At 68.5% G+C, this 6,539-nt stretch carries 6 protein-coding genes and 1 pseudogene; all 7 read left to right on the top strand.

The genetic code is table 11. From position 1 onward, the window contains the following. Positions 1 to 14: 14 nt before the first annotated feature. Positions 15 to 1,481, top strand: a complete 1,467-nt coding sequence (locus EN781_RS22100; RefSeq protein WP_245492633.1) for a leucyl aminopeptidase — start codon at positions 15 to 17, stop codon at positions 1,479 to 1,481. Between the two features lie 19 nt (positions 1,482 to 1,500). Further along, positions 1,501 to 1,950: a DNA polymerase III subunit chi gene (locus EN781_RS22095; RefSeq protein ID WP_126055638.1), complete on the top strand. Its 450-nt coding sequence runs from the start codon at positions 1,501 to 1,503 to the stop codon at positions 1,948 to 1,950. Between the two features lie 309 nt (positions 1,951 to 2,259). Then, complete coding sequence (locus EN781_RS22090) at positions 2,260 to 3,249, top strand: 3-oxoacyl-[acyl-carrier-protein] synthase III C-terminal domain-containing protein (RefSeq protein ID WP_126055637.1); 990 nt, start codon at positions 2,260 to 2,262, stop codon at positions 3,247 to 3,249. 2 nt (positions 3,250 to 3,251) lie between these two features. Beyond that, the gene (locus EN781_RS22085) at positions 3,252 to 4,235 is read left to right on the top strand and encodes an NAD(P)-dependent oxidoreductase (RefSeq protein WP_126055636.1); all 984 of its coding nucleotides are present in this window, start codon (positions 3,252 to 3,254) and stop codon (positions 4,233 to 4,235) included. After that, on the top strand, positions 4,232 to 5,068 hold the full coding sequence (locus EN781_RS22080) for an MBL fold metallo-hydrolase (protein WP_126055635.1): 837 nt from the start codon (positions 4,232 to 4,234) through the stop codon (positions 5,066 to 5,068). Before EN781_RS22085 ends, EN781_RS22080 begins: the two co-directional genes overlap by 4 nt. Continuing rightward, on the top strand, positions 5,065 to 6,321 hold the full coding sequence (locus EN781_RS22075) for a F390 synthetase-related protein (RefSeq protein WP_126055634.1): 1,257 nt from the start codon (positions 5,065 to 5,067) through the stop codon (positions 6,319 to 6,321). Before EN781_RS22080 ends, EN781_RS22075 begins: the two co-directional genes overlap by 4 nt. After that, positions 6,318 to 6,539: pseudogene (locus EN781_RS22070) on the top strand (GNAT family N-acetyltransferase); the annotation flags it as partial. The gene EN781_RS22075 and the pseudogene EN781_RS22070, both read left to right, overlap by 4 nt.

Here is a 6,539-nt window from a genome sequence, read left to right as displayed (position 1 = left end):
ATTCGACACCCTCTATTGCCTTCGCCAAATTCGCCGCGCCGAAAAGGGGCAGCGTCTTCGTGCTGGCGGCCGACGACGGTGCCGTAGGCAAAGCCGGCAAGGCTTGCGACCCGGCCGGCGCGCTCGCTCGAGCGTTCCCGGTGGCCGACTTTTCCGGCAAGTTCGGCACCGTCGCCGAGGTGCTGGCGCCGGAGGGCACCTCGATCGACCGCCTGGTGGCGGTCGGCGCCGGCAAGGCTTCCGCCCTCGACGACCAGGCATGGCTGAGGCTCGGCGGCACCATTGCCGCCTCGCTGCGCAAGGCGACCGAAGTCGCCGTCGTGTTCGATGTTCCGGGCACTGAGGCCGGCGGCAGGCAGGCCGCCAACGTCGCCGCGGGCATTCTTTTGCGCAGCTATTCCTTCGACAAGTACAAGACCAAGAAGGACAAGGACGAGCCGAAGAAGCCGGTCAAGGTGACGATCCACTGCGCCGACCCCACGGCTGCGAAAAAGGCCTTTGCCGACGAGGCAGCGGTGATTGGCGGCGTGCTTCTCGCGCGCGATCTCGTCAACGAGCCGGCCAATGCACTTGGCCCGGTGGAGTTCGCCGCGCGCGCCAAGGAACTCGAGGCTCTCGGTGTCGAGGTCGAGATTTTGACCGAGAAGGAGATGAAGAAGCTCGGCATGGGCTCGCTGCTCGGCGTCGCGCAAGGCTCGCCACGCGGCGCCCGCATGGCCGTAATGCACTGGAAGGGCGGCAAGGCCAAGGACGCGCCGGTCGCCTTCATAGGCAAGGGCGTCACCTTCGACACCGGCGGCAATTCGATGAAGCCGGCATCAGGCATGGAGGAGATGAAAGGCGACATGGGCGGTGCCGCGGCCGTCACCGGGCTCGTCCACGCGCTTGCCGCCCGCAAGGCCAAGGCCAATGTCATCGGCGTCATCGGCCTGGTCGAGAATGCCGTCGACGGCCACGCCCAGCGCCCCGGCGATATTGTCACCTCGATGTCGGGCCAGACCATCGAGGTTCTGAACACCGATGCCGAAGGCCGCCTCGTGCTGGCCGACGCGCTCTGGTACACCAATGACCGCTTCAAGCCGAGATTCATGGTCAACCTGGCGACGCTGACCGGCGCCATCATGGTCGCGCTCGGCCAGCACTATGCCGGCCTGTTCTCCAACAATGACGAACTGGCGGACCGTCTGGCGGGCGCCGGGCAAGCGACACAGGAGCGGCTGTGGCGCATGCCGCTGGGCGCCGAATACGACAAGCTGATCGATTCCAAGAATGCCGACATGAAGAACATCGGCGGCCGCTACGGCGGCGCCATCATCGCCGCGCAGTTCCTGCAGCGCTTCGTCAAGGACACACCGTGGGCGCATCTCGACATCGCCGGCACGGCGATGGGCTCGCCGCCGAGCGAGATCAATCAGTCCTGGGGCTCGGGCTTTGGCGTGCGGCTGCTCGACCGTCTCGTGCGCGACCACTACGAGGGGTAAGGCCGTTCGAGGCGCGATCATGGCCGAAATCCTGTTCTACCATCTGACCGAATCGACGCTGGAGGAGGCGCTGCCGGGGCTGCTCGAGCGCAGCGTCGATCGCGGCTGGCGCGCCGTGGTGCAGACCGGCACCGAGGAGCGGCGCGACGCGCTCGACCAGCATCTGTGGATCTTCCGCGACGATTCCTTCCTGGCGCACGCCACCGACCGCGAACCCTATCCGGCCGAGCAGCCGATCCTGCTCACAACGGGGGAGGGCAACCCGAACGCCGCGCAGATACGCTTCCTGGTCGACGGCGCGGCGCCCGCCGACCTGTCGGGGTACGAGCGCGCCGTGTTCCTGTTCGACGGCCATGACGCCGCGCAACTGGAAGGCGCACGCGGCCACTGGAAGACGATGAAGGAAGCCGGCCACACCGTGACCTACTGGCAGCAGACGCCGGACCGCCGCTGGGAGCGCAAGGCGTAGGTTCCATACTGCGCCGCCCCTCATCCGCCTGCCGGCACCTTCTCCCCGTATGGTGAAGGGGGAAGAGGATGGCCGCGCCGTTGGCTCATCCTGCAACGCCCGCAGTTGGCGAAACCAGCCGTGATGGCGCCTTTCTCGCCGTCAAACGGGGAGAAATGCCCGGTAGGGCAATGAGGGGCGGCGCCGACGGACGGTATCAGCGCGAAAGCGACTCCTGTCCGGCTAGCCTTCACCTCTGGCCGGCATCATGGCTATCGCACCTGAACCGCTTTATGCATTAGATGCACGCAAGCTCACGATGGGGTGAGGATGCGGATCAAAATCATCGGAACCGGCGGGGCGGTGCCGGCAGGGTGCGTGACCTCGCGCGCACTGGAGGAAAGGCTTGGCCTTGCCGAGGGCCGGCTCGAAGCCGCCACCGGTGTCGTCGAGCGCTATGTCTGCGAGGGCGAAACGCAGATCGATCTGGCCTGCGCCGCGGCGCGCATTGCACTCGCCGATGCAGGGGTTAAACCCGGCGCGGTGGACCTGATCATCGGCGGCTGCGGCGTGCCTTACCAGCCGCTGCCCGCGACCGCGCCGCTGGTCATGCAACGCCTCGGCCTTGCTGACGGCTCGGCGGCCGCCTTTGACGTCAACAGCACCTGCCTCGGCTTCCTCACCGCCTTCGAAACCGCTTCGCGCCTGGTCGAGGCCGGCCAATTCAGCACGGCGCTGGTGTTCTCCTCGGAGATCGCCTCGCGGGCTCTGCCTTGGAAGGAGCAACCGGAGGTCGCGGCGCTATTCGGCGACGGCGCGGCAGCGGCGATTTTGCAAAAAGGCGGACCGGGTGAGGGCAGGGTGGTCGCCAGTCTGATGCGCACCTATCCCTCGGCCTACGAGGCCTGCGGCATCGGCTCGGGCGGCACGCGTTTCGACTTCAATCGCCAGCCGGAGGAGTTTGCCCGCCACAGCCTGTTCCACATGGACGGCAAGGAATTGTTTCGCGTCACCTCGCGCCACTTCAGCGGCTTCGTCACCGAGCTATTGCAGCGCGCCGGCTGGCGGCGCGAGGATGTCGACCTCGTCGTGCCGCATCAGGCAAGCCCGTTCGCGCTGGCGCATATGGCGCGCCAGACCGGCTTCGCGCCGGAGAAACTCGTCGACATCTCCGCCCGCTACGGCAACCAGGTCGCCGCTTCCATTCCCTTCGCGCTGGACGTCGCGCGGCGTGACTGCCGGATCGCGCCGGGCGCCAGGCTGCTGTTCCTCGGCACTTCGGCCGGCGTGTCCTTCGGCGGCATGGCGCTGGAGGCCTGACGATGGCCGTGCTCGTCACCGGCGCCAGCGGTTTTCTGGGCTCCCATGTGCTGGCAAGGCTGGCCGCGTCCGGCACGCTGGCGCTTGGCCTCGGCCGCGATGCGGCGCGCTGTGCGGCGCTGGAAACCGCCGGCCACCGGATCATCCGCCACGACCTGTCGCTGCCGCTCGACAGGGCGCTCGATCTGCGGCTCCGCAGGGTCGAGCGGATCATCCACTGCGCGGCGCTCTCCGCGCCATTCGGCCGGCTGGCGGATTTCGAGGCAGCCAATGTCGCGGCGATGCGAAACATCCTCGATTTCGCGACCCGGCAAGGCATCAGCCGCTTCGTCCACATCTCCAGCCCGTCCGTGTGCTTCGCCTTCCGCGACCAGCTCGATCTTGCCGAGGACGCGGCCTTGCCGGACCCGGTCAACCACTATGCCCGCACCAAGCGCGAGGCCGAGCGGCTGGTGCTGGCGGCGCCCGCCATCCACCCTGTGGTGCTCAGGCCGCGCGGCATCTACGGCGCCGGCGACCGCGCGCTCTTGCCGCGCCTCATCAAGGCCGCGAAGAACCGCCCGCTGCCGATCTTCCGCGACGGCCGGGCGCGCATCGACCTCACTCATGTCGACGACGTCGTCGATGCGGTGATGGTGGCGCTCGCAGCACCCCGGGAGGCTGAGGGCCATGTCTTCAACATCTCCGGCGGCGAGGTGTTGCCGGTGCGCCGCATCGCCGACGAGGCCTGCGCCTGCGCCGGCATCACGGCGCGCTGGCGGCGGGTGCCGCTGTGGCCGGCCATGCTTGTCGCCAGCGCCATGGAGGCGATGGCGCTCGCTCTGCCCGGGCCCCCAGAACCGCCGGTGACGCGCTACGGGCTTGGCCTGTTCGCCTATGCGCAGAGCCTCGACCTCGCCAAGGCCCGTCGCCTGCTCGGCTGGACGCCGAAGGTCGGGTTCGAGCAGGGGCTCGACCGCACCTTCGCCGGCGGAGGGCTGGCATGAAGATCGTCTTCGCCAACAGCGCCTGGGTCAGCGCCGCCGAGCGGCTGATCCTGCGCGGCGGCGGCTGGCATAGCGTCAGGCTGCGCGTCCGCTACGGGCTGTTCATTCATCCGCAGGCCGGGCCGGTGCTGGTCGACACCGGCTACACCCCAGAGGCCACCACGGGGCAGGGGCGCGGCCGCATGCTGCGCCTCTACGGCGCTGTGCTTAGGCCCGAGCTCAACGCGGCCGAACAGGTGCAGCCGGTGCTCGAGCGCTTCGGCCTTGCGCCCGGCGACGTGCGCACGGTTGTCGTCACCCATTTCCATGCCGACCACATTTCCGGCCTGCCGCTGTTTCCCCATGCCCGCTTCATCGCCAGCGATGCCGCCTGGGCGCGCGTCAAGGCGCGCACGCCGAGGCAGAACCTGCGCCATGGCGTCTTCACGGAACTCTTCCCCGCCGATTTCGAGGCAAGGCTCGATGGCCTGTCGACCAAGTGGCGGATCGAGGCCCGGGGCGGCGTCCCCGGCGGCGCTGATCTGTTCGGCGACGGCAGCGTGGTGGCGGTCGATCTTCCGGGCCATGCAGACGGCCAGTTCGGCCTTTTGTTCGCCGGACTGGAGCGGCCACTGCTCTATGGGGTCGACGCGCAATGGCTGCTCGCCGCCCTTGATCCGAAACTGTCCCCAGGCTTTCCCTCCAGCCTCATCGCAGAGGACGTTGCCGCCATCGGTCCGACCTGCGAGACGTTGCGCCGCTTCCAGGCGGCGGGCGGGCAGGTGATGCTCTGCCACGACCCGGAGATGACGCAATATGATCTGACTGCGGACGAACTGGCGGGGGTCGGATGAACGGGCTGGCGGAAGCGATCGGCTCCTTCGCCCTGACGCGCTGGGTCTCGCGCAAGAGCCGGCCGGATTTCGAGCGCTGGCAGGCAGCCGCCTTGCGTAGCTTCCTCGAGCGCGACCTGGCGCGCGCGCCCTTCTATCGCCATGCGCGGGCGCGCCTCGCCGACCTGCCCGTCACCGACAAGGCGATGCTGATGGACAGTTTCGAGGCCTTCAACATCCACGGCGTCACGGCAAGCGCGGCCTGGTCGGCTCTGGCCGGCGACGGACGCATCGGCGCGCTCACGGTGGGTGCGAGCACGGGCACCTCGGGCAATCGCGGCCTGTTCGTCATTTCCGAGGCGGAAAAATACCGCTGGCTGGGCGCCATCCTCGCCAAGGCGGCACCCGACCTCATCTGGCGCGGCATGCGCGTCGCCGTGATCCTGCCGCAGAACACCGGGCTTTACGACAGCGCCCGCAAATCCCGGCTGATCAAGCTCGGCTTCTTCGACCTGACGCTTGGGCCGGAAAGCTGGCGCGTGGACCTCAAAGACTTCGACCCGACGGTGATCATCGCGCCGCCGAAGATGCTCCGCCATTTCGCCGTCGCCGGCTTCCGGCTCGCGCCGAGGCGCGTCTTCTCGGCCGCCGAGACGCTCGATCCGGTCGACCGGCCGGTTATCGAAAAATCCTTCCGGCTGCCGCTCGAGCAGATCTACATGGCGACCGAAGGGCTGTTCGCGGTGACCTGCCGGCAGGGCGGCCTGCATCTCGCTGAGGATTCGGTGTTCTTCGAGTTCGAGCCGGCGGGCGACGGGCTGGTCACGCCACTGGTCACCGCCTTCCGTCGTCGTACGCAAATCATGGCGCGATACCGGATGAACGACCTGTTGCGGCTCTCCGAAGGACCCTGCCGCTGCGGTTCGCCGCTGCGCTGCGTCGACGAGGTCGTCGGCCGCATGGACGATGCCTTCCGGGTGGGTTCGGCCGAGGGCCAAATCCTGCTCACGCCCGACATACTGCGCAATGCGGTGCTCAAGGCCGACCGTCGCATCGACGATTTCCGGCTGGTCCAGACGGCGCCCGATGCCATCGAGTTGCGGCTCACGCCGGATTTGGCCGATGAGGCGGCCAGTGCCGCGCATCAGGCGGTGGGCGCACTGCTGGCGGCGCGCAGGGCAACGGCGATGGTCAATCTGGTGCGCGTGCCGCTGCCGCTGGAGACCGGCCGCAAATTGCGCCGTGTCGAGTGCCGGCTGGGAGCGGCGCCGTGAACCGGGCGGCAGTCGTGGCTGGCGCGCCCCAGCAAGCCGACCGGGTCGAGAACGATCCAGCCCAGGTCGAGGCTTTCGTGCGGCTCTTCAACGACGTCCCGGTGCGCGACCTCGTCGCCAACCTGACGACATCGGTCGAAAGCGCGGCGGTCGCCGGCCGCACCTTCCCGCTGACGCTGAACGACGCCGGCGAACCGCCGAACTGCTACATCTGCCTG

It is taken from the genome of Mesorhizobium sp. M4A.F.Ca.ET.090.04.2.1, assembly GCF_003999085.1.
Taxonomy (GTDB): Bacteria; Pseudomonadota; Alphaproteobacteria; order Rhizobiales; family Rhizobiaceae; genus Mesorhizobium.
The sequence above is the reverse complement of the archived record's forward strand: the minus strand, read 5'-3'. Positions and strand labels throughout refer to the sequence as shown.